The organism is Salinibacillus aidingensis (assembly GCF_039522525.1).
Lineage (GTDB): Bacteria > Bacillota > Bacilli > Bacillales > Alkalibacillaceae > Salinibacillus > Salinibacillus aidingensis.
Genome location: NZ_BAAADO010000004.1, coordinates 285,088 through 307,662, shown reverse-complemented (window position 1 = coordinate 307,662; position 22,575 = coordinate 285,088). Strand labels below are relative to the sequence as shown.

Genomic DNA, 22,575 nt, shown 5'->3' with positions numbered 1-22,575 from the left:
CGTTATCGCACGTAATCGATTAAATATCTAAAGTTTTATTTATGGCCTCAATAACACGATCAGACTGAAAAGGTTTGACAATAAAATCCTTTGCTCCTGCCTGAATCGCATCAATAACCATTGCCTGTTGTCCCATTGCTGAACACATAATGATCTTTGCATCCGGGTTACTTTCCTTAATTTCTTTTAGAGCGGTTATGCCATCTTTTTCAGGCATCGTAATATCAAGAGTAACTAAATCCGGCTCTAATTCCTTATATTTTTCAACGGCCTGATTTCCATCCTGTGCTTCACCAACGACTTCGAAGTCATTTTTCTCCAGAATATCCTTTATCATCATTCTCATGAATGCTGCATCATCGACAACTAATACTTTATGTGCCATTTTACCTTCCCCCTTATCTGAGCTTTTGTATTCTTTCTGTCTGGCTTACGATATCCGTAACCCGAACACCAAAGTTTTCATCTATAACAACAACCTCACCCTTGGCTATTAATTTGTCATTCACATGAATATCTACAGGCTCTCCTGCTAATTTATCCAGTTCAACAATAGAACCAGAGCCCATTTCCAAAATCTCCTTAATGGTTTTTTTGGTTCGTCCTAATTCAACAGACACCTTCAATGGAATATCCATTAACATATCAAGGTTTTGCTGCTGATGGGCTTCCAGTTTGTTATTTTCAAATTCCGAAAATGCCGCGGATTGTATGTTTGGTTCAGCAACAGGACGTTCCGAACCAAAATGCTGCTGGTTTGTATGACTTGCCGGAATTTGCTCCTGACTGTATGAATGATTGGCTGCAGAAGAAACGGGTTCCTTTACAGAATCAAAATCGTTCTGCACATTCATCGTCTTTTCTTCCTGAACCGGTTTTTCAGTTTGCGTCTGCTCATCTTCATGACCATTTAACAATTCATCCACAAACTCTCTGGCAAAATCAATAGGAAGGAGTTGCATGATGTTTGAATCAATGAGCTCACCAACCTTTAATCGGAAGGAAACCTTCACCAGCAAATCGTTGTCCGGAATCTTATCCGTACCTTCATCGTTATTTACATCCATTAGAGTAATTGAAGGCGGAGAAATATCCACTCTTTTATCAAAGATACTCGACATACTTGTTGCAGCTGAACCCATCATTTGATTCATTGCTTCCTGTACAGCACTTAGATGTATATCATTCAATTCTGTATCCGGCGACGTACCATCCCCACCAAGCATTAAGTCGGCAATGATGGCAGCATCCTCTACTTTAATGACAAACAGATTTATTCCCGTGAATCCATCCGTGTAATCTACAGAAATCGCTACATGAGGGTGTGGAAATTCATCACTGAGATTTTTGTTCTCCACCACAGAAACAGCTGGTGTGGTTATTTCAACTTTTTGATTTAATAGAGTTGAAAGAGTGGTAGCAGACGTCCCAAATGATATATTTCCAATTTCACCAAGAGCATCCCGTTCAACATCAGTAATTTCCTGAGAGTCCGATGTTTCCTCGTCTGATTGTTTTTCTTCACTCATGAGATTCTGATTGCCGTTTAGCAGTGCATCAATTTCTTCCTGTGAAAGCATTTCTTCGCGATTACTCAAGTTCATCCCCCCTATTAATCTCATTGAGTATCTGTACGGCTAAATTATTTTTTCTTTTACCCGGCTGAGCCTGAAATTTAGGTTCCTGATGAACATAAACGGTCAGCGGCTCCTCAATGCTTTGTTCTAGTTGAATCACATCATTTTCCTTTAGCTGCAAAAACTCGTCTATCGTAATGGAAGATTCACCGAGTACAGCCTTAACATCAACCTTAGCCATTTTGATCTGTTTCGATATCTTTTTGGCATCTTCAGGTTTGGCATTACTGGATTGATTCTGCATCCAATAATGAACAGACAGCTTCGAAATAATCGGTTCAAGCACAATATGCGGAATACATATGTTAATCATTCCACTGGATTCACCAATCGAGGTATTTAAAGAAATGACAACAACCGTTTCATTTGGCGAAACCATTTGCAGAAACTGAGGATTGATTTCAAAGTCCTCTAAAAATGGATCAATATCCATTAATGAACTCCAAGCCTCCTGTAAAGTTCCTATCGTTTTCTCAAAAAAAGCGGACATAATTTTTGTTTCGATCTCGGTTAGATTTTCAACTTTGTTAAAGCTGACTCCCTTTCCACCTAAAACCCGATCTAATATGGCATAAGCTATATTGGGGTTTACTTCCATCAAAATTCTCCCCTCCAGAGGAGATAAAGAAAATATATTTAAGATGGTTTGTTTAGGGATCGAACGAATAAATTCTTCATATGGAATCTGATCAACAGAAGCTACGGACACAGAAGAATATGTACGAAGCTGTGTGGACAGAAAGGTTGTTAATAATCTGGCATAATTCTCATGAATCCTTGTAATACCACGAATCTGATCTTTCGAAAATCTTAAGGCACGTTTAAAGTCATAAACTCTTACTTTCTTTTCTTTCTCTTCATTTTTTAACTCATCCGCATCCATTTCCCCTGAAGACAAGGCGGATAAGAGCGCATCAATTTCATTTTGTGACAGAACATCCTCGGCCAAAAAGTTCACCTCCTGTATGGAGAATGGGTTAAGATAAAATATTACTGCAGTATTTTGCTTGTTGTGTAAACATCTGTAACCATTCCAGTATCTAATAGTTGATTGAGTTCTTCCTTAATCGCTGACTCCATTTCTCCTAATCCTGCTCGAAAGTCCGAAGATTCCTTTTTGGATAACTCCTTGATCATCACATTCTTTAAACGAAAATCCTTTTTTAATTTTTTCATAGTTTCCTTGTTATCCGTAACAATTTGAAACTGTATGCGGATAAAGTTTCCATCCTTCAGATCTGTTGTCATCTCTTCGGTTTCAAATGAAGTCTCAATCATTTCCTCAACATTTTTTTCATCATCTGCATGGGTTTTCTCGTCTTTATTATTCATAATCAGCACCAGGGTAACAATACCAGCAAGCGTGATGATGATTAAAAGGGTTAACATGATATTAATCACTTTTTTGTTCATAAGACTCCTCCAAATTTGCCTGAACACCCATTAAGCCAATTCGTTTATAAAATTGGGCGGTTTTTTCAGCAATCTCCAGTTTTTCTTCTTTCACAAAATATTTCTTGCCGGAAATCATCGTAATGGTTGTATCCGGTAAGTTCTGGATTTTTTCTATATAGAGAGCATTTAATACAAAGGATTCTCCATTTAACCTGGTTACTTGAATCATAGATTACATGAGCAAGGCTTGGACAAAAATATTTGCATGTCCCAGCCTCACTCTACCTCCCCTGCTTATTATCTTTTCAGGTTTACAAGCTCCTGAAGGATTTCATCAGACGTTGTGATAATTCTTGTGTTGGCCTGAAATCCTCTTTGAGCCGTAATCATTTCAGTGAACTCTTCAGACAAGTCTACATTGGACATTTCCAAAGCACCTGAGCGAAGAGTAGCAGAACCCTGTTCACCAGGTGACAGTAAATCCATTACTCCGTCGTTATCAGAATCATAAGCCCCCGCATTCGGAGTCAATTGAAATAAATTGTTTCCTGCTTTCTGTAATCCTTCTGCATTTGAAAATTTAGCAATTTGAATTTGACCCGCTACCTGCGGATTACCATCCTGAACATAGTTAACAGTTCCATCAGAGGCTATGCTAAAACTCTCGGCATCTTCAGGGATTTGTAATGGGCTTAAAACTGGCTGAACCTGTTGTTCTACAAAAGAATCATCATTGGCTGTATTTTCATACTCTTCTGTATCTGGATTATATTCAAATACATTGTCATCTGAGTCGATATATGAATTATTATCTGAATTATAGTATACGGTGTGATTAACCCCATCTATATTCACTTGAGAAAGTGCAACACCATCATTTGTTGTAGGATTTCCCACTAAATAATTTCCATTTGGATCTACAATATGACCATTATCATCCAGGTAAAAATTACCTGCTCTTGTGAAATTCACGTTATCGCCATTTTCCCCTAAAGTTATTCCTGGTATATCGTTACCATCATAGTTATAGTTAACTCCAGAATCTGTATTCTTTGCCACAACAAACATTCCATCACCTTCAAGAGCAAAATCCAATGAACGATTTGTTGTCTGTGTATTACCTCCATCATGAATCGTATCAATACTACCAGTGTTAACTCCCAATCCTACTTGCATAGGATTTTTACCACCTAATACTTGCTCACCATTCTCATTAATTTGGGGAGCTTGAGCACCCTGAATAGTTTGACTCATCATATCCTGAAACGTTACTCTCCCTTTTTTAAACCCAAAGGTATTTACATTTGCTATGTTATTTCCAACAACATCTAATTTTGTTTGAAAACCTTTCATTCCGGAAATACCGGCATACATGGAACGTAACACGTAACATCTTCCTTTCCTCTTAGGAATATTTTCATATAGCTGCTTCGATCGGTCCGCAGCCTAAGGCCCCCATACGGTCCAGCCTTTATGAATCCTGTAATACAATCGTGCCATTAATGTTTGTAAAAACATGATGATTGGTTTCTTTACGCCCCATTGCTGTAATTACAGTATTGTTCTTCGTATTCACAACAAGGGTGGCATCGTCTAATACAACAAGTGAGTCCGTTACACCTTTCGTTTTTGCTTTGTTCATTTGATCCTGAATTTCAGACCACTTTGATTCATTTATTTGGATATTTCGTTCATCCAGACGTTTTTGTGCATGTTTACTGATTTTCAAAGGCTGCTGAGTCTGTGCTTCCTGTAAATGGGTCTGAAAGGATTTTGCAGAACTATGCTTTGCAGGCTGTGACGTCTTTAACGATTGCTGCTGTAACGGATGATTGTGCAATTGATGTATACGATGATCCATCTCATCCCTTCTTTCTATGAAACAGCTTATTACTCAGAATCCCTTACCTCTATGATCGAATGAACCTGAATTCTCTTCTCATTCTGCAAAATGATTTCCGTTCCATCCTGACCCGCTGCAATACCCGAAACGGTTCCACTTCCTTCTGTTTGGACTTCTCCATCCTCATTCTTCGTCTTAAATTCTACCTCTTTACCAATTAGATGGCTGTACTCAACAACCGGTGTATAGGCTTGCTGCTGTACAAGCTGGTCTACAGATCCGGAGATAGACATCATCTGTTCTAATGAAGAAAAAGTAGCCATTTGCGAGATGAATTCCTTATCCTTCATAGGGTCTGAAGGACTTTGATTTTGTAATTGCGTCATCAGGATTTTTAAAAAATCATCCTTACCAAGCGTACTGCTTCCTGTTCCCTGATTTTTCTGACTGGACAAATACAGCGATGTATCAATCTGCGTCAAAGTGATCACCTGCCTTCGTCTGATTTAAATAGTCCTCAAAGCTTTTGTCCTCATAATCTTCATCTGTATTTTCCTCATCCTCGAGCTGATCATGATGGTAAGTATCCCCTCTTTGCTCCTGTTCTTCCTCATTCTGACTAAAGTTCAAATAGGATGAGGACGGTTGGGCCAAAATGGGTTCAGCCTGCTTATCGATGACAACCTGATTGGGCTGAAACATATGTCTGAGCTGGTTAATATTGCTCTCTAACATTTCCTTAGCCGCTTGTGAGGAAACGGCAATTCGTACCGCCATCTCTCCATTTATCTGTGTAAACTTAACAACCATGTCTCCGAGATGGGCCGGTTTCAGCTTTAGAGTCAGCTGTGAAGATCCTTCATTTTGAATAAAACGGCTGGACTTTATAATTTTTTGAAATTGCTCCATAAAATCATGGCTGTTATTGGTTGCTGCCTGGTTACCCCCGTTTCGCTGAAGATAAATGGTGAATTGCTCTACTTTTGACATCGGCATGGAGTCAACTGAAACCGCAGTGCCAGTTTTTATAGTAGACAATTCCTGAGCTGCCTTCGTTTGAATCGTTTGACTGCCATGATTTGAAACAGGATTTATACTTCTGGTTAAGGAAGCGTTCGACTGGTTCTGATTAACCTGAGCCGTCAAATTTCCATTCCCATGTTTTCCAGTCAGATTGGTATCCGTCAACTTTTGCTGAAATAAAAAATTCGCCTGGGTACTTTGCCCGTTTTGCTTTAAAGTATGGCCTGCCTGAGATAGAAAATTTGATATCTTGACCAACGCAGATTGGAGTTCCCTGCTCATACTTAATCGCTGACTTTTATCAGCACTGATAAATTGTTCTGTCATTTTGACGAAATCTCCAGCCAATGTAAGAAGCTGCTGCTTTATCTCCTTATTTTCATTAATGTTCTCAAGCAGCTTGGAAATAGAGAAGGAGGAGTTGTCGATAAGCGTGAACGGATCATCAGAGTTACGGGAAGTTTCTCCCCCCGCCGACCTGAATGTATCATTTTGTAATAATTCGTTAGCCAGCTTTGTCAGAGTGGCTGTTAGTTGATTCAGAGATTCTTCGTTCACTTTTCCTTCCAGACTTTGCAGGACATCTCTGAGCTGACTTGCCAAATCTCCAAGAAAAACTGACTGCGCTGAATCGGCACCAGCGTTTCCTTTCTCCGTTGGCTGCAGGCTCGAAAGTAAAGCTAAAAAGTTTTTTGAGCTATCCCCATCCTTCGACTTGTCAGTCATTATTTTTCCTTCCTGATTGGCTGTTGTCTGAGACAGCATTGATTGAAGAAGTGCGACATTCAAGTTTTTTCACCCCCTTTCAAAGGTCGTTCCAAGTGTCCTTATTAATTGTTTAATAGTTCACTTGTAAATGAAGCGGCCATTTCTGGATTCATGGCCGAAAGAATGGCCCCTCTTTGTTCGGAAGGAATTTCGGTCAGAATTTTTACAGCCACTTCCTGATCCATATTTTCAATAACGGGTGCAGCCGATTCAGGATCCATTTCTTCAAATGTAAGAGATACCTCTTTTACCTGTTCCTCCTGATTTTGCTGTTTTTCCTTCTGGTCATTCAGCTGATTGGTCAGTTCACTAATGGTCTGCTCCAGTTCTGCAATCTTTTCTTCTTTTGATTCAACCTTCGTCTCCAGTTGTTCAATACTGGTTTCTTTATTTTTGACCGTTTCCTGTAATTCGGAAATTTGTGTGTCTTTCTTTTCATTCTTCGTTTTTTCATCACCCTGAACCAGCGCCGAAACCACAGGAATGTTATGTTTTTCCGCCATATCGACAACATTAATCCCGGCTATGCTTAATACAACGAAAAGAAGGGTGATCGCAAAGATAACAGGAATAACGATAACGAACAAAAACCATTGGATTTTACTGGTCTTTTCCTTTTCGTAGTTTTTTTGACTCATGGTTTCACCTTTTCCCTATGACGAATATATTGCTGTACCGAAGCTTCATCGATCACTTCATTTTCCTGTTTTTCCACCATTTGCTTGAACTTGAGCTTTCGGTCAAAGACAATTTTTTCATATTTCTTCACTTCTATATAGGACTCTGTCAATGACTGCTGCTTATTCTCCATATTCGCCCTGGTTCTTTGTACATGCTGCTGCAGCTCATTTATTTTTTGATTCAGACTCTGAATGTATTGGTGGTAATTTCGTATTTCATAAGCTCGAATCCGTGACTGAATCTGTTCTTTCATATGCGCTTCGAAATCTTCCTTCTCTTTCAGAAGATAATATAATTCCGTAGCACTGGCTTCAAATTGATCCATCGCATTCTGGTAATCCTTTTGTGCCTGATCTTTTTCTATCATTTTGATATTTAATATTTTTTTAAAGGTTTCCACACTGGACATTACCGCTCACTCCCATTAGCAAGCTCCAATAGCATCTGAATTCCTTCTCCACCTGTAACATTCTCATGTACATCCTGTTTTAAATATTTAACAATTTGAGGATAGAAGGAAATGGCCTGGTCAACCTCTCTTGATGCTCCCTTTTTATAGGCGCCTATTTGTATGAGTTCTTTATTTTCTTCATATGTTGCAAGGATATTGCGAATATATTCTGCAGCCTGCAAGTGTTCTCTTGAAGAAATGTTCTGCATAACCCTGCTTATCGATTTCAAAATACTGATAGCCGGATAACGTCCCTGTTCAGCAATCGAGCGATCCAGAACAAAGTGACCATCCAATGTCCCCCGAACCGCATCGGCTACAGGTTCATTCATGTCATCCCCATCTACAAGCACCGTATAAAATGCCGTAATGGAGCCGCGATTATTCGCTCCGGTTCGTTCCAAAAGCTTTGGCAAAATAGCAAAGACACTTGGTGTGTAACCTTTCGTTGTTGGCGGTTCTCCTGATGCCAGTCCAACTTCACGCTGAGCCATGGCTACTCGTGTAACGGAATCCATCATCAGGTTTACATTCAATCCCTGATCACGGAAATACTCACAGATGGCAGTTGCTGTATAAGCTCCTTTAATTCGCTGAAGAGCAGGCTGATCAGATGTGGCCACGACTACAATCGATTTTTTTAACCCTTCATCGCCCAGGTCTTTTTCAATGAACTCACGTACCTCCCTGCCTCTTTCCCCAATTAAAGCAATTACATTTATATCAGCATCGCTATTTCTTGCAATCATACCGAGTAATGTGCTCTTACCCACACCACTGCCGGCAAAAATACCTACCCGCTGTCCTTTACCTACGGTCAACAGACCATCAATAGCTCTAATACCAATGGAAATGGGCTCTCTTATAGGGGCTCGTTCCATCGGATTCGGCGGATCCTGGTCGGTTGGCACATATGTGAGATTTTCAGGAAGGCTTGAACCATCCAGAGGCTCTCCTAATCCATTCAGGACATTCCCTATTAAGCTGTTTCCGGCTTTAACGACAAGAGATTGATTCGTTGACTCTACCAGGCAGCCAGGGCCTATATGCTTTAATTCTGAATAAGGCATTAAAAGAACACTTTTTTGCTGAAAACCTACCACTTCTGCCTTGATTGGTTTACTTGATTTACCATTTGTGTAAACGAAGCAAACATCGCCTATACTTGTTTCGGGACCTGTTGCTTCAATCATTAGTCCGACAATCCGGGTTACTTTTCCATATTTTTTAACGGTTGCTGTATCCTCAATCCGTTTCAGCCATTGATTGGTTTCCACTCCATTGATCCTCCTCAAGCAAATCCAATAACCTTTGTTTCAGAATGTTCAGCTGTGTATCAACCCCTGCATCCACCTGTCCACTGGGCGTATCGATTATACAGCCGTATTGTTCCATTTCACGGCTGGGATAAAGGGTTAGCTCTGCCTGATCGCTTAATACATTTTGCAGTTCTTCTTTATATTGAAGAAGCTGTTCATATTCCTGTACCGACACATAAAGGTTAATCTCAGGAGAATCTTTCACGGCTGATATGGCCTGTTTGACAATCGAAAGAAACACTTCATCATGATCTTCATCGAGTTTATGACCAATCATTTTTTCAGCGGCTTTTAGCGCCATTATAAGAATATCTTTTTCGCTTCGATTAACAATGTGTGTATACTCATTCTTCGCTAGTGTTATAAGAGAAGTTGCCTCATCTACATAGGATCTGAAATCAGATTCAGCCTTTTTTTTCCCTTCCTTATATCCATCCTGAAAACCATTTTGTTCTGCTTCTTTATAGAGTTCCTCTTTTTCATGCTGCCAGTTCTCGTGCTCCTGTTGAATTTGAGCCCTTGCATCTTTTATGATTTGTTCTGCCTCTGCTTTGGCATCTTCACGTTGTTGCTTTGCATCCAAAAGAAGCTCTTCACGTTGTTTTTCCATTTCTATCACAGCATCATCATGTGCACTTGACGTATTCTGCTCTTCATCCTCCATAGACTTGAAAGGTTTAATGGAGATTGTTTTCGAACTTTCAGGTGCATTGGAAATATTAACTCTGTAAAGATTAGACAATGATATCATCCCCTCCACCGCGGGCAATGACAATTTCGCCAATCTCTTCCAGGTGACGGACAGTTGATACAATTCTTGTTTGTGCTTCTTCTACATTCCGCAGGCGAACAGGCCCCATAAATTCCATTTCCTCCTTGAAATTCTCGGCCATTCGATTAGACATATTACTGAATAAGACCTGCTGTACTTCCTCACTGGCCACTTTAAGGGATAGAATAAGATCCTCATTGTCCACTTCTCTGATGACTTTCTGTATCGCACGATTATCAAGAGTGACAATATCTTCAAAGACAAACATTCGTTTCTTAATTTCCTCCGCCAGTTCCGGATCCTGTGTTTCGAGTTCGTCCAGAATTGTTCTTTCTGTAGACCGGTCTACCCCGTTAAGAACTTCCACGACAGCTTGAACACCACCAGTCTGTGTGTAATCCTGTGTAACCGTAGCAGATAATTTCTTCTCCAATATCTCTTCAACCTCATTAATGACATCAGGAGAGGTCGAATCCATAACTGCGATTCTTCTGGCTATATCTGCCTGAATATCTTCAGGCAGCTCCGATAGAATCTGCGCCGATTGTTCTGAATCCAGATAGGAAAGAATCAGCGCGATGGTTTGAGGATGTTCATTTTGGATAAAGTTCAGGATTTGAGTGGGATCAGCTTTTCTTGCAAAATCAAAAGGCCTTACTTGTAAGGATGAAGTAAGTCGATTGATAATTTGTGATGCTTCTCCATCACCAAGAGCTTTTTCCAAAATGGTTTTGGCATAGCCAATTCCACCTTGTGTAATATAATCCTGTGCTAATGCAATCTGGTGAAACTGATCAATCACCTGTTCCTTTTGGTTTGAGTCCACCTTGCGTACAGATGAAATCTCCAGGGTTAATTGTTCAATTTCTTCTTCTGACAAATGCTTATAAACCTCAGCAGATACATCAGGACCTAAAGAAATCAATAGAATGGCTGCTTTTTGTTTTCCTGTTAACTCTGTTTTGGCTTTGACCATTCCTTGTGCCCCCTTAATCCTCTGAAATCCATGATCTTAATAATTTTGCAAATTCTTCTGGTTTATCTTTAGCCATATTTTCAAGCTGTCTTTTTCGCATTGTTTCTTCCGTTTCCTGTGGTTGTTCGATATCTGGTACTGAAACCTGTTCCTCAGTAACTTCTTCATTATATCCACTTACATCATCCTGATTCTTTCTTCTGAACAGCAGAATTAATAGAAGGATGACTGCTAATAGCAATACACCACCTGCTATATACAGCCATGTCGGAATAACAGGAGTTGGTGCAGGTTCTGCTGCCGGCTGTGAGTTGAATTCCTGGAACACAATCGAAACTTTTTCTTCAGGATTTATTTCCCCATACTCACCGGATACGGTTGTTGAAATCATGGAATTTAAAATAGAAGAGATACTCTCCCTGACTGTTGCCTGTTCCTGAGCTGTTAAGAATTGAGCATTTCCTTCCTCATCAGGCTGTGCTTTTTTTGAGTCTACGGCGACCTGAATTCCTAAATCTCTTACCTTATAAGGACTCTCTACAATATCCTTCTGTATTCTATTAAACTCATTATTAATCGTTTCCTGGACCATTTCATATTCGGAGTCCGTACCTTCCCCATCTTGACCTGGATATCCTGGTACGTTCTCATCTCCCACACCAGCTTCATCCGGTGGTGCACCTGTACCGGAATACGTTTCGGTAATACGCTCTACACTTACCGGAAGACCTTCCATATCTTCTTCATTAATCGGCTCTACTAACTCTTCAGTCCTGTTTTCCTTAGTAAAGTCAACATCGGTGGTAACAGATACGACTACATTTTCCCGTCCAATCATGGTGCCTAAAAGCTGTTGAACTCTGCTTTGAATATCACGCTCAATGTCCTTTTTGATATCCTGCTGTTCCATATACGTATTTCCTGCTGTAGCATTATTTGAATTTTTCTGATCAAAATACTCAAAATATTGGTTCATTAAGACGATATTATCAGTAGGAAGGTTAGGAACCGCTTTTGAAACGAGATGATAAAGCCCGTTAATCTGACCCTGATTAAATTCATAACCAGGCTGGGTATGAACAACCACCGAAGCAGATGCTTCTTTAGGCTGTTCATTCATAAAAACACTTTCTTCAGGCTTCGTAATTAACACTTCAGAGCCTTGAATACCCTGAATACTATTAATTAAATTGGATATTTCTGTTTGCAGAGTGTCCAACTCAATCATTTCCCGTTGCCCATCAGTCATCCCCCAGGAAGCATTTTCACTAAAGAACGAATAGTCTATACTTCCACTATCCGGGATACCCTGGGCAGCTAAGTCAACGAGTAAAGAATCAACGTTTTCTTTAGGAACTAAAATAGAAGACCCGCCATCCGCAACTTCATAGGTAATCCCTCTAGCTTCAAGTTCAGTTTTTATCTGTCCCGTTTCCTGAAGAGAAAGATCACTGTACAAAGGAACGAGATTCGATCGATTGGCAAGTAGACTGAAAACCAAAATAATCATCAGCAAGCCAACTATAGCACCAATCATAAGTGACTTTTGCAGGAGAGAACGGCTCTTCCAAAATTCTATTGTTTTCTGGTAATATTCACGAACTTTATTCACTGCTGCTGCCTCCGCATTTCTTCTCTAGTTTTTAATGATATCTGGAGGATAACATTGAAAAACAACTGCAAATCATTGATTTTCTATGTGATATGCAGAAAAGATTACTAAAAAATTTCTTAAGGTACCCTCAAAAACTATTAATAGGATTCGTACTATTTAATAGAAAAGCAAAGCAATAACTTAAATTTGCATTCGCATGACTCGCTTATAAGCATCAATTGCTTTAGATTGTACTTCTACAGCTGTTTGAAGAGTAATACTGCTTTTCTGTGCAGCAATCATAACGTCATGCAGGTTGTCTATTTCCCCGGCTGCAAGCGCCTTTGTTTTCTGGTCGGAATTAATTTGTGTTTCATTCACGTGATTAATTGCATTTTTCAATGAGTCGGCGAAATTCTGCTGCGCTTCAAATGGCGTCGTACGATTCTGACTTACATTCTTCATTGATGCAGCCTGGTTTAGCATCAGTTGATTAACAGTTGGCATTATGGATTACACACTCCTATTTTCCTATTTCAAGAGCTTTCATTAACATATCCTTTGATGCATTCATGGATGTAACATTTGCCTCATAGGATCTGGTTGTACTCATCAAATCAACCATTTCTTTTAATGGATCTACATTCGGCATAGCAACATACCCCTGTTCATTCGCATCTGGATGGTTTGGCTTATAGACCATTTTAAACGGTTGTTCGTCCTCTGAAATTTCTGCAACCCGAACACCGGTATTCTGATTACTCGCATTGTTATCGGAATGAGAGTGCAGAGCGTGTTGGAACTTGGAATGAAAGGATGAACCTTTTTCTTCAAAAGAAACCATTTTTCTGCGATAGGGTACCCATTCTCCATCCTCATTTAATTGAGCTCTGGTTGTTTCCGCATTAGCGATGTTTGAAGATATGACATCCATCCTCAATCTCTGAGCCGTTAATCCACTCGCACTGGTATTGATAGAATTAAAGATTCCCATTATTGACCTCCCCTTATGACTGTTTTCAGGCTGTTAAATTTCCCATTCAGGCGGTCGGCAATTGCCTGATAGTAGATTTGATTTTTCGCAAGATCTGTCATTTCTTTATCTACATCGACATTGTTTCCGTTATGATTGTAGGTTGTATTCTGTCTGCTTACAACTTCAAATTCAGGCAAACCATGTCCAGACTGAAATGGAAGGTGTTTCTCATGCGTCCGCACAGCCTCCAGTGAGGATTGTGCTTTATTTAACGCACTTTTGAAATCGACATCTTTTGCTTTATAGTTCGGAGTATCCACATTAGCGATATTGTTTGATATAGTCTGATTTTTTACTGATGCATAATCAAGGGATCGGTCAAGGATCTGGAATGTATTCCCAAACAAGGCCATAAAAGAACCCCTCCTTTGGTTAGAAATTTTTCAAAGAATTTGTAGTTTATCATCTTATTTTGTAGTTTTTTGTCGTTACATACTATATTAGATTATTACATAAAAAATCCTTCAAGAAAATTATCAAATCGATATTTTCGTAAATTTTACAGAGAATACTACAAAAGACATAGAGCTATCATTCTTTAGTTTAGGTCAAAAGGACCATGTTTTTGTTAGGTTTTAAAACATTCGAATACATTCACTAGTCAGAAAATTGCATTTATGCATGGCTTCACCCATAAAAAGGGGACTGACTCCAATTTTGAGTCAGTCCCCTTTTTATGGGTTATATGTGTATAGGCCTATCAGGTCGTAAGTTTTCGCAGTTCAACAAGAAACTTATCGTTTAACACTTTAATATACGTACCCTTCATTCCCAATGATCTGGATTCAATGACGCCTGCACTTTCCAGTTTACGAAGGGCGTTTACAATAACCGAACGGGTGATTCCAACACGGTCTGCTATTTTACTGGCTACTAAAAGACCCTCATTTCCACCGAGTTCATCAAATATATGTTCAATAGCCTCTAATTCACTGTAGGATAATGAACTGATAGCCATTTGTACGACTGCTTTACTTCTGGCTTCTTCTTCAATTTCCTCGGCTTTCTGATGAAGAATCTCCATTCCAACAACGGTTGCTCCATATTCAGCCAGCAACAGATCGTCATCATTAAAGTGATCCTGTAAACGACTTAAAATTAATGTTCCAAGACGCTCACCGCCACCAATGATTGGTACAATTGTGGTAAGTCCATTTTGGAATAAATCCTTATTTTCTACCGGAAATGCTGTATATTCACTGTGGATGTCTAAGTTTGGTGTTGTTCTCGAAATCGTAAATAGATTCTCTGTGTATTCCTCAGGAAATTGTCTTTCCTCCAGCATTTGCTTCATTCGTTCATTTTCAATCTCCTGCTTAATGGAGAATCCTAACAGCTTTCCTCTGCGACTAAGTACAAATACATTTGCGCTAATTGCATCTCTTAATGTTGCGGACATATCACTAAAATTAACGGTCTTTCCTGTTGTTTTTTGTAACATCGAATTAATCATTCTTGCTCTTTCTAATAACTCCATTTTCATCCTCCTAATTCTTGACGAGTCCCTATAAGATGTATTGGGATAAGTCTTTGTTTTTCACAATTGAGCCCAGCTTATCATTGACATACTCTCTGGTGATATCCACCTTTTCCATATTAATGTCCGGTGCTTCAAAGGATAAATCCTCCAGAAGTTTCTCCAGAATTGTATGGAGTCTTCTTGCTCCAATATTATCGGAGTCCTGGTTTACCTCATAAGCAATTTCAGCAATTCTATTTACAGCATCGTCAGAAAATTCAACATTTATACCTTCTGTTTTCAATAATGCAGAGTATTGTTTAAGTAATGCATTTGAAGGCTCTGTTAAAATATTGATGAAATCCTCGACGTTAAGCTTCTGAAGCTCCACCCTTGTAGGGAAACGTCCCTGAAGCTCCGGTATTAAATCTGAAGGCTTTGACATATGAAAAGCCCCTGCAGCCACAAATAAAATATGATCTGTTTTTACAGGGCCATATTTTGTCGTAATTGTTGAACCTTCAACAATAGGCAGGATATCACGCTGAACTCCTTCTCTCGAAACATTTGCCTGTGATTCATTTTTTCCGGAAACTTTATCAATCTCATCGATAAAAATAATCCCTGACTGCTCTGTTTTTTCTATAGCCTCCTGAGAGACTTCATCCATATCAATCAATTTCTGGGCTTCGTCGTGAGTCAGCAATTTTCGCGCTTCTCTCACAGGAAGTCTTCTCTTCTTTTTCTTCTTAGGCATCAGCTGTCCAAAAGCATCCTGCATGTTCATGCCGAATTGCTCCATTCCTGATCCCTGAAGCATATCAAGCATAGAAGATTGCTGTTCGTCTACTTCAACAGTAACCATCTGATCCTCTAATTCTCCAAGGTCAAGCTGATGTCTGATTCGCTTGCGTTTTTGTTCAATTTCAGTTTGTTGTTCATCCTCCTGAGCTGGTTCATCGTTTTGCTGATTGGAAAACAGCATTTCAAAAGGATTTTTCATGGATTGATTTTTTTTCTTTTCCGGAACTAAGAGTTTCACAAGCCGATTGTTGGCTAAGTCCTCTGCTTTTCCCTTCACTTGCTTCATCTTTTCTTCTTTCACGATTCGGATGGATATTTCCACCAGATCGCGAACCATCGATTCCACATCACGCCCCACATAACCTACTTCTGTAAACTTTGTTGCTTCTACTTTCACAAAAGGGGCACCGGTTAATTTGGCGAGACGTCTGGCTATTTCGGTCTTCCCTACACCAGTTGGACCGATCATCAGAATATTTTTGGGAACAATTTCATCTCTAAGCTTTTCATCCATCTGCAACCGGCGAAACCGATTCCTTAGCGCCACAGCTACAGCCCTTTTCGCCTGGTTTTGCCCAATAATAAATTGATCTAACTTCTCAACAATTTGTCTTGGGGTGAGGTTCATCTCATCCATTGTTCAACCTCCTTATTCCAACACTTCTAAAACAATCTGATCATTCGTGAAGACACAGATTTCTCCAGCTATCTCCAGTGCTGCCTGCGCAATTTCAGGTGCTGTCTTTTCCTGTGAATACCGCTTCAAAGCACGACCGGCACTAAGGGCATAATTGCCACCGGATCCAATAGCTAAAAGGTCATCATCCGGTTCAATGACCTCACCCGTTCCGGAGACTAAAAACATCTTTTCCTTATCCATGACAATTAACATGGCTTCAAGCTTTCGAAGCACTTTATCACTTCTCCACTCTTTGGCAAGCTCCACAGAAGCCCTGGCCAAATTGCCATTATATTTCTCCAGGTAGCTTTCAAATTTCTCAAATAGCGTGAAAGCATCCGCGACAGAGCCGGCAAACCCAGCTAATACATTGCCATTAAACAGACGTCTGACCTTTCGAGCCGTATGCTTCATGACCACTTGATTTCCCAAGGTAACCTGACCATCACCACTCATTGCACATTGGCCATTATGTCGCACAGCAAATATGGTGGTTGCATGAAATTCATTTGACAATTGAAAGTCCTCCTCTACAATGCTTTAAGCTCGAGGATGCGAATTTTTATATATGTTACGTAAATGATCCTTTGTAACGTGTGTGTATATCTGTGTTGACGATAAATTTTTATGCCCGAGCAACTCCTGAACCGACCTCATATCGGCCCCTGCATTAAGTAAATGCGTCGCAAAGGTATGTCTTAGCTTATGCGGATGCACGTTAATCGTCAGCGCAGCATTCTTTACCATTTTGTTTAATACAAGGCGAAATCCCCGGGTTGATAATGTCGTCCCACGCGCATTTAAAAATAACGATCCACTATCTTCGTTCGCTTTATTTACCAGTTTCGCTCTGCCATCATGGATATATTGTTCTAAAGCATCCTGCGCATATCGTCCAAATGGAATATATCTTTCCTTATTCCCTTTTCCTCTGACTAAGACAGTTCCAATTGAAAAATCCACATGGACAAGTTTTAAATTGGCACACTCACTCACCCGCATCCCTGTCGCATAAAGTAATTCCAAAATCGCCTGATCCCGCTGACCGAGGGGGCTGGTTAAATCATTTACATGAAACAGTTTTTCAATCTCTTCTTCATATAAAAATCCTGGTATAGGTTTTGATACCTTTGGTTGAGAAACCTGCAAAAATGGATTTGAGTCTACTTTCTCCTCTCTTTCCAGAAAACGATAAAACGTTCGTAAGGTTGACAGTCTCCTTGATACACTTCTTCTGGAAAGCTTTTGTTCGTATTGTTTCGTTAAAAATACTCTTATAGCTGCATAATCGACATCTTTAACATGTTCAATACCTTCTTCCTCTAAAAACAAAAAAAAGGTATCAAGATCCTCTTGATAAAACTTCACCGTATAAGGTGAGGCATTTTTTTCAACCTGCAAATATTCAGTAAATACCTCACGTAAGTAATCAGAATTCATGTTTCCCCACCTTACTTTAGTTCAAATATATAGAGTAAAGTATATGCAGGTGTGTATGGAGACCAGGTAAATGTTCTTCTTTCCTGCCTGGAGCGTATAAATCTTAACATAGTTAAAGGATAGGTTGCAATAAATTTGACTAAATTGTAACAAAATTCTGAAATGTCCCCGGGCGTATCATCTTTCTAAATATTTCAAATGTATGTAAGTTGTGTCAAGTAAATAACCTTACCAAATGGTAATTATAGCTATAGGATTGTTCACTGTCAAACAAAAGCATTAAAAAATCCCTCCAAAGTTGCATAAGCGAACTATTGGAGGGATTTTTCGTTGTCTAGGATATTATATAATTTAAGATTTGTGGATAAAAAATCAATCAGAGGACGTCCGGCTCCAGCGCCCAGCGACTAGCGTGACTTCCTTCACCTCCGTCCGATAAGTCAACATCGACTCACAAGGTTCGTCGTGTTTCCTTTATCTCCTCCGGCTCAGTCCAGTCCGTACGTCGCTAAACGGGCGCTTCCGCCTTTGTTCTTACACTATTCCTGCTTTTCTTCTTTATAATCACATTGCGTACATTGAACCTGCGTTGCTTTTTTTCTTTTCTTTTCTACTAATAAACCTTCACATTTTGGACATGGCCTTGCAATAGGTTTATCCCAGGAAATAAATTCACATTCCGGATAATTGTCACATCCATAAAATGTACGGTTCTTTTTCGACTTTCGCTCAACAATATTTCCATCCTTACAGTTGGGACACTTAACCCCAATCTCCTTTAAAATGGGTTTCGTATTCCGGCATTCAGGAAAATTGGAGCACGCCATAAACTTCCCGTAGCGACCCATTTTATAAACCATAGGGTGTCCGCATTCCTCACAATCTTCCCCTGCAGGTTCATCCTTTATCTCAATCTTTTCCATTTCCTGTTCTGCCGTTTTCAGTCTTTTTTCAAATCCCTGATAAAAATCGTCAATAATGTTTACCCACTCGGTCTTTCCTTCCTCAATGCTATCCAGGTCATTTTCCATTTTTGCAGTAAACTCTATGTCTATGATTTCAGGAAAGTATTCCATCAGAATATTGACGACAATTTCTCCGAGCTCGGTAGGAACGAAACGGCGGTTTTCCAGAGTAACATAATTTCTTCGCTGAATCGTATCCAGTGTAGGTGCATAAGTTGATGGTCTTCCTATACCAAGCTCTTCAAGCGTTTTAACTAACCGCGCCTCTGTATATCTTGGAGGCGGCTGAGTAAAATGCTGACTCGGATTAATCTCCTGTGCTTTTACCGTCTCTCCCTCTTCAAGTGGTGGAAGGAGCTTATTTTCTTCTTTCTTTTTATCATCCTGGCCTTCCACATACACTTTCATAAAGCCCTTGAACTTTACCTGTGATCCACTGGCACGAAACTCAACATCATTGTTTATTAAATGAGCTGTAACAGTATCCATAACAGCCGGAGCCATTTGACTGGCTAAGAAACGTTCCCAGATCAGGCGATATAAACGGAGCTGATCGCGTGACAGAACGGATTTGAGAGATTGGGGAGTTCGATTTACTGAAGTAGGACGAACTGCCTCGTGAGCATCCTGAGCCCCTTCAGAATCCTTCTTCTTTTTATAAGAGCCCAAATATTCTTTTCCATAGGAAGTTTCAATGAACTCTGCAGCTTCCTGCTTAGCCGTATTAGAAATCCGGGTAGAGTCGGTTCTCATATACGTGATCAGACCAACTGTTCCCTCTTTCTTTCCTAAATCAATTCCTTCGTATAATTGCTGGGCCAGCATCATTGTCTTTTTCGCACGGAAATTCAGCTTACGGGCAGCTTCCTGCTGTAAAGACGATGTTGTAAATGGAGCTGCTGGATTCCTTTTTCTTTCCCTTTTATTGACTTTATCAACTTTAAATTGGTCTCCATCCATTTTATTTAAAATCTCATTAACATCTTCTTGTGAGCTCAGCTTCTGTTTTTTTCCGTTCAATCCATAAAAAGAACCCTGAAAGGTATCTTTGCCTTTCATAAAATCTGTTTCTATCGTCCAGTATTCTTCCGGCTGGAAGTTCTGAATCTCTCTTTCCCGTTCAATAACAAGACGAACAGCTACAGACTGTACACGGCCCGCACTTAGGCCTTTCTTTACTTTTTGCCAAAGCAATGGGCTAATATTGTAACCTACCAGACGATCCAGAATTCTTCTTGCCTGCTGCGCATCAACTAAATCCATATCAATATGTCGCGGATGTTTAAAGGATTCCTTTACTGCATCCTTGGTAATCTCATTAAATACAACACGACATTTGGAACTTTCATCCACGTCCAGGCTATATGCCAAATGCCAGGCAATAGCCTCTCCCTCTCGGTCCGGGTCGGCTGCTAAAAATACTTTTTTGGCTTTCTTAGCAGCCGTTTTTAATTCTTTCAATACAGGCCCTTTTCCCCGTATGGTTATATACTTTGGTTTATAGTTTTCATCCACATCAACGCCTGTTTGACTTTTTGGCAGGTCACGCACGTGTCCCATGGATGCCTTTACTTTATATTTTTTTCCTAAATATCGTTCAATTGTTTTTGCTTTTGCCGGTGATTCGACAATTACTAAATAATCTGCCATATTCATCCTCCTAAGAGGTTTTCTCTCTTTTTCTTTTCTATTTTTTATCTATTACATATAAGGTTAACGGTTTCATGAAGGAACAAATTCATATAATGGAAAACGTTTTTTGAAATCTTCCTTATTATTAAATACAAGTATTACATTTGTCAAACCATTTTTTACAACAGAATCAACAATTCATACCTTTTTAGGTGTTAAACTCCAGTTTTCATAAGAATTTCTGGCCTCAATTAAATCTTCTGCACTATGAATAAGTTGAGCCCCTTCCTGAATGAGACGATGGCACCCTTTGGTTTGTGGCAGCAGAATAGAACCAGGGACAACAAACACCTCTCGTCCTTGCTCTAAGGCCTGCTCAGCCGTTATAAATGTTCCACTCCTCTCTTTAGCCTCCACAACCAGTGTACCAAAGGAAAGACCACTAATAATCCGGTTGCGTTCAGGAAAATGCCAGGGCTTAGGAGATGCATCCGGGGGATATTCAGAAATCAGCAGATGCTCCTGCTCCAGGGTTTTCATTAACTGTATGTTTTCTTTCGGATAAATATGATGAAAGCCAAATCCTAAAACACCAATGGTTTTCCCGTTATACGTCAAAGCAGCCTGATGAGAAAAAGAATCAATTCCTTTTGCCATTCCGCTGACGATTAACCAATCACGTTCTATCACTGGTTTTAGCAGGGAATGAACTTTACGTCTGGCTTCTCCGGAATGGGCTCTTGTACCTACAACACTCAGCTTAGGCTCATGTTCTAAAAACTCAGGCGAACCTTTGATGTAAAGCAGTAAAGGTGGATCAGGAATCATTTTCAGTGATGAAGGGTAGTGGGGATGATTCAGAGAGATAATCGTTGTTTTTTTAAGGTCCTGTTCGACACTATTTAGCAATTTTGGGCTATGGAGTCCTTGATGAACTTTCTGAGCTTTCATCGGGGTCAGGCGGAAAATTGCCTGAAGATCGCTGATGGAGAATTGGTATATAGAGGAGAGACTGGAATCTAACTCTAATAAGTGCCGGATTCTTCTTCGACCAAGCCCCTGCACCCGAAGCAAATGGGCCAATCTTAATTCATTTTCAGATACCAATACACACACATCCTTCCAAAGTATAAAGGGAGGGACTCATCCAAATCGATTGGATCAGTCCCCTTTAACAACATTAATACGTTTTACATTTTTCGTAAAGGTTGTTTTCTTTTAGAACTTCTATTAAAGTTTCACCCATTACAGCTGGTGTTTCTGCTACTTTAATTCCAGAGTCATTCATAATCCGGATTTTTTCGTCTGCCGTTCCTTTTCCACCAGAAATAATGGCACCAGCATGACCCATACGTTTTCCTGGAGGTGCTGTACGTCCCCCGATAAAGCCTACGACAGGTTTACTCATATTTTCTTTAATCCATTGAGCTGCTTCCTCTTCAGCTGTACCACCAATTTCACCGATCATAATCACAGCTTCTGTATCAGGATCTTCATTAAAAGCTTTTAGTACATCAATGAAATTTGTACCATTGACCGGGTCCCCGCCAATACCAACAGCAGTAGATTGGCCAATTCCTTCTTCAGACAGCTGGTGAACAGCCTCATAGGTTAATGTACCGGAACGTGATACAACTCCTACATGACCTTTTTTATGAATATAACCAGGCATAATACCAATCTTACACTCTTCGGGAGTAATCACACCTGGGCAGTTTGGTCCTACAAGACGGGTTTTCTTCCCTTCCATTTGCCGCTTTACCTTAACCATATCCATAACCGGAATATGTTCTGTAATACAGATGACAGTGTCCAGCTCGGCATCCACAGCTTCCAGAATGGCGTCTGCGGCAAATGGTGCGGGTACATAAATAACAGATGCAGTTGCACCGGTTTTTTCTTTCGCTTCCTGGACGGTATTAAAAACAGGTACACCTTCTACTGTCTGTCCGCCTTTTCCTGGGGAAGTACCTCCTACAATTTCAGTGCCATATTCAAGCATTTGCTTCGTATGGAATAAAGCTGTAGAACCAGTAATACCCTGAACGATTACTTTTGTATTCTTATTTATATAGATACTCATGATTTCTCTCCCACCTTT

General features: G+C 39.9%; 25 protein-coding genes. All 25 read right to left on the bottom strand.

All coding sequences use genetic code 11. The features are described from left to right. Nucleotides 1-19: 19 nt before the first annotated feature. The 25 genes from ABD006_RS11605 to sucD all read right to left on the bottom strand — a co-directional run bounded on the left by ABD006_RS11605 (nt 20) and on the right by sucD (nt 22,557). Complete coding sequence (locus tag ABD006_RS11605; protein WP_343841141.1) at nt 20-385, bottom strand: response regulator; 366 nt, start codon at nt 383-385, stop codon at nt 20-22. Between the two features lie 13 nt (nt 386-398). Further along, nucleotides 399-1,604: a flagellar motor switch phosphatase FliY gene (fliY, locus tag ABD006_RS11600; RefSeq protein WP_343841139.1), complete on the bottom strand. Its 1,206-nt coding sequence runs from the start codon at nt 1,602-1,604 to the stop codon at nt 399-401. Continuing rightward, nucleotides 1,591-2,586, bottom strand: a complete 996-nt coding sequence (gene fliM, locus ABD006_RS11595) for a flagellar motor switch protein FliM (RefSeq protein WP_343841138.1) — start codon at nt 2,584-2,586, stop codon at nt 1,591-1,593. Before fliM ends, fliY begins: the two co-directional genes overlap by 14 nt. Nucleotides 2,587-2,627: 41 nt before the next feature. Continuing rightward, on the bottom strand, nt 2,628-3,050 hold the full coding sequence (locus tag ABD006_RS11590; protein WP_343841137.1) for a flagellar basal body-associated FliL family protein: 423 nt from the start codon (nt 3,048-3,050) through the stop codon (nt 2,628-2,630). Then, nucleotides 3,031-3,261, bottom strand: a complete 231-nt coding sequence (locus ABD006_RS11585; RefSeq protein ID WP_343841134.1) for a flagellar FlbD family protein — start codon at nt 3,259-3,261, stop codon at nt 3,031-3,033. Before ABD006_RS11585 ends, ABD006_RS11590 begins: the two co-directional genes overlap by 20 nt. A 68-nt stretch (nt 3,262-3,329) precedes the next feature. Beyond that, the gene (locus ABD006_RS11580; protein ID WP_425542218.1) at nt 3,330-4,406 is read right to left on the bottom strand and encodes a flagellar hook-basal body complex protein; all 1,077 of its coding nucleotides are present in this window, start codon (nt 4,404-4,406) and stop codon (nt 3,330-3,332) included. Nucleotides 4,407-4,503: 97 nt separating this feature from the next. Then, on the bottom strand, nt 4,504-4,893 hold the full coding sequence (locus ABD006_RS11575) for a TIGR02530 family flagellar biosynthesis protein (protein ID WP_343841130.1): 390 nt from the start codon (nt 4,891-4,893) through the stop codon (nt 4,504-4,506). 29 nt (nt 4,894-4,922) lie between these two features. Then, nucleotides 4,923-5,366, bottom strand: a complete 444-nt coding sequence (gene flgD / locus ABD006_RS11570) for a flagellar hook assembly protein FlgD (protein WP_343841128.1) — start codon at nt 5,364-5,366, stop codon at nt 4,923-4,925. Then, complete coding sequence (locus ABD006_RS11565) at nt 5,344-6,687, bottom strand: flagellar hook-length control protein FliK (RefSeq protein WP_343841125.1); 1,344 nt, start codon at nt 6,685-6,687, stop codon at nt 5,344-5,346. The genes flgD and ABD006_RS11565 overlap by 23 nt, the downstream gene beginning before the upstream one ends. A 41-nt stretch (nt 6,688-6,728) precedes the next feature. Beyond that, entirely contained in the window at nt 6,729-7,304 is a 576-nt protein-coding gene (locus ABD006_RS11560) for a MotE family protein (RefSeq protein ID WP_343841123.1), read from the bottom strand. Continuing rightward, nucleotides 7,301-7,756 carry a flagellar export protein FliJ gene (gene fliJ / locus ABD006_RS11555; protein ID WP_343841120.1) on the bottom strand — a complete coding sequence of 152 codons (456 nt, stop codon included), beginning with the start codon at nt 7,754-7,756 and terminating at the stop codon, nt 7,301-7,303. The genes ABD006_RS11560 and fliJ overlap by 4 nt, the downstream gene beginning before the upstream one ends. Beyond that, entirely contained in the window at nt 7,756-9,075 is a 1,320-nt protein-coding gene (fliI, locus tag ABD006_RS11550) for a flagellar protein export ATPase FliI (protein WP_343841117.1), read from the bottom strand. Before fliI ends, fliJ begins: the two co-directional genes overlap by 1 nt. After that, nucleotides 9,044-9,859: a flagellar assembly protein FliH gene (gene fliH / locus ABD006_RS11545; protein WP_343841114.1), complete on the bottom strand. Its 816-nt coding sequence runs from the start codon at nt 9,857-9,859 to the stop codon at nt 9,044-9,046. The genes fliI and fliH overlap by 32 nt, the downstream gene beginning before the upstream one ends. Beyond that, a complete protein-coding gene (gene fliG / locus ABD006_RS11540) occupies nt 9,852-10,865 on the bottom strand; it encodes a flagellar motor switch protein FliG (protein ID WP_343841112.1) in 1,014 nt (337 codons plus the stop codon). The genes fliH and fliG overlap by 8 nt, the downstream gene beginning before the upstream one ends. 13 nt (nt 10,866-10,878) lie before the next feature. Beyond that, nucleotides 10,879-12,477, bottom strand: a complete 1,599-nt coding sequence (gene fliF / locus ABD006_RS11535; protein WP_343841110.1) for a flagellar basal-body MS-ring/collar protein FliF — start codon at nt 12,475-12,477, stop codon at nt 10,879-10,881. A gap of 183 nt (nt 12,478-12,660) precedes the next feature. After that, the gene (fliE, locus tag ABD006_RS11530) at nt 12,661-12,945 is read right to left on the bottom strand and encodes a flagellar hook-basal body complex protein FliE (protein WP_486367185.1); all 285 of its coding nucleotides are present in this window, start codon (nt 12,943-12,945) and stop codon (nt 12,661-12,663) included. Nucleotides 12,946-12,982: 37 nt separating this feature from the next. After that, nucleotides 12,983-13,453: a flagellar basal body rod protein FlgC gene (gene flgC / locus ABD006_RS11525; RefSeq protein WP_343841106.1), complete on the bottom strand. Its 471-nt coding sequence runs from the start codon at nt 13,451-13,453 to the stop codon at nt 12,983-12,985. Next, nucleotides 13,453-13,848, bottom strand: coding sequence for a flagellar basal body rod protein FlgB (flgB, locus tag ABD006_RS11520; protein ID WP_343841104.1), 396 nt, complete (start codon nt 13,846-13,848; stop codon nt 13,453-13,455). Before flgB ends, flgC begins: the two co-directional genes overlap by 1 nt. Before the next feature lie 347 nt (nt 13,849-14,195). After that, complete coding sequence (gene codY, locus ABD006_RS11515) at nt 14,196-14,972, bottom strand: GTP-sensing pleiotropic transcriptional regulator CodY (protein ID WP_343841101.1); 777 nt, start codon at nt 14,970-14,972, stop codon at nt 14,196-14,198. Between the two features lie 28 nt (nt 14,973-15,000). Continuing rightward, nucleotides 15,001-16,395: an ATP-dependent protease ATPase subunit HslU gene (gene hslU / locus ABD006_RS11510; RefSeq protein WP_343841099.1), complete on the bottom strand. Its 1,395-nt coding sequence runs from the start codon at nt 16,393-16,395 to the stop codon at nt 15,001-15,003. A 12-nt stretch (nt 16,396-16,407) separates the two neighbouring features. Then, nucleotides 16,408-16,953: an ATP-dependent protease subunit HslV gene (gene hslV, locus ABD006_RS11505; protein WP_343841098.1), complete on the bottom strand. Its 546-nt coding sequence runs from the start codon at nt 16,951-16,953 to the stop codon at nt 16,408-16,410. Between the two features lie 24 nt (nt 16,954-16,977). Further along, the gene (xerC, locus tag ABD006_RS11500) at nt 16,978-17,877 is read right to left on the bottom strand and encodes a tyrosine recombinase XerC (RefSeq protein WP_343841096.1); all 900 of its coding nucleotides are present in this window, start codon (nt 17,875-17,877) and stop codon (nt 16,978-16,980) included. A gap of 539 nt (nt 17,878-18,416) precedes the next feature. Further along, entirely contained in the window at nt 18,417-20,492 is a 2,076-nt protein-coding gene (gene topA / locus ABD006_RS11495; protein ID WP_343841094.1) for a type I DNA topoisomerase, read from the bottom strand. A 180-nt stretch (nt 20,493-20,672) separates the two neighbouring features. Continuing rightward, nucleotides 20,673-21,581: a DNA-processing protein DprA gene (gene dprA, locus ABD006_RS11490; protein WP_343841092.1), complete on the bottom strand. Its 909-nt coding sequence runs from the start codon at nt 21,579-21,581 to the stop codon at nt 20,673-20,675. Nucleotides 21,582-21,654: 73 nt separating this feature from the next. After that, entirely contained in the window at nt 21,655-22,557 is a 903-nt protein-coding gene (gene sucD / locus ABD006_RS11485; RefSeq protein ID WP_343841089.1) for a succinate--CoA ligase subunit alpha, read from the bottom strand. Nucleotides 22,558-22,575 lie beyond the last annotated feature (18 nt).